Genomic DNA, 1,217 nt, shown 5'->3' with positions numbered 1-1,217 from the left:
GGAGGAATAAAAATGTCAAAAGCAAAATATGAAAGAAACAAACCACATGTAAACATAGGAACAATAGGACACGTAGATCACGGTAAGACAACATTAACAGCAGCAATAACAATGGTGTTAGCAAAAGAAGGAAAAGCAGAAGCATTTAAGTATGACGAAATAGATAAAGCACCAGAAGAAAAAGAAAGAGGAATCACAATCAACACAGCACATGTAGAATATGAAACAGAAAACAGACATTATGCGCACGTAGATTGTCCAGGACATGCTGACTATGTAAAGAACATGATAACAGGAGCAGCACAAATGGATGGAGCAATCTTAGTAGTAAGTGCAGCAGATGGTCCAATGCCACAAACAAGAGAACATATACTACTAGCATCAAGAGTAGGAGTAAGTTACATAGTAGTATTCTTAAATAAAGCAGATCAAGTAGATGATCCAGAATTATTAGAATTAGTAGAGATGGAAGTAAGAGAATTATTAAGTGAGTATGACTTCCCAGGAGATGACATTCCAATAATAGTAGGAAGTGCATTAAAAGTAATAGAAAATCCAGATGATGCAGAAGCAACAAAATGCATACATGAATTAATGGATGCAGTAGATAGCTATATACCAACACCAGAAAGAGCAACAGATAAAGCATTCTTAATGCCAGTAGAAGATGTATTCACAATCACAGGAAGAGGAACAGTTGCAACAGGAAGAGTTGAAAGTGGAATACTAAAAGTTGGAGACGAAGTAGAAATCGTAGGATTAAAAGAAGAAAAAGGCAAGACAACAGTAACAGGAGTAGAAATGTTCAGAAAGCTTCTTGATCAAGCAATGGCAGGAGATAACATAGGAGCATTACTAAGAGGAATACAAAGAGATGACATCGAAAGAGGTCAAGTATTAGCAAAACCAGGTTCAGTACACCCACACAAGAAATTTGTAGGTCAAGTGTATGTATTAAAGAAAGAAGAAGGCGGAAGACATACACCATTCTTCAATGGATATAGACCACAGTTTTATTTCAGAACAACAGACGTTACAGGATCAATCGCATTACCAGAAGGAGTAGAAATGGTTATGCCAGGAGATCATATAGATATGAATGTTGAATTAATAACACCAGTAGCAATGGATGAAGGATTAAGATTTGCAATAAGAGAAGGCGGAAGAACAGTAGGTTCAGGTGTTGTTACTAAAATTGTTGAGTAATTTTTGATTTT

Annotated in this window: 1 protein-coding gene; it reads left to right on the top strand. The window is 36.0% G+C overall.

Going from position 1 to position 1,217, the window contains the following annotated elements; translation table 11 throughout:
• The first annotated feature begins 12 nt into the window (after positions 1-12).
• Positions 13-1,206 carry an elongation factor Tu gene (gene tuf, locus EG57_RS0224965; RefSeq protein WP_032079783.1) on the top strand — a complete coding sequence of 398 codons (1,194 nt, stop codon included), beginning with the start codon at positions 13-15 and terminating at the stop codon, positions 1,204-1,206.
• Positions 1,207-1,217: the final 11 nt, after the last annotated feature.

Source organism: Clostridium drakei (assembly GCF_000633595.2).
GTDB classification, from domain to species: domain Bacteria; phylum Bacillota; class Clostridia; order Clostridiales; family Clostridiaceae; genus Clostridium_AM; species Clostridium_AM drakei.
Note: the sequence above shows the minus strand (reverse complement) of the source record. Positions and strands in the feature narration are given on the sequence as shown.

Excerpts from the sequence above, each read along its gene's own strand:
- tuf (WP_032079783.1), top strand. The coding sequence starts at position 13 with ATGTCAAAAGCAAAATATGAAAGAAACAAACCACATGTAAACATAGGA.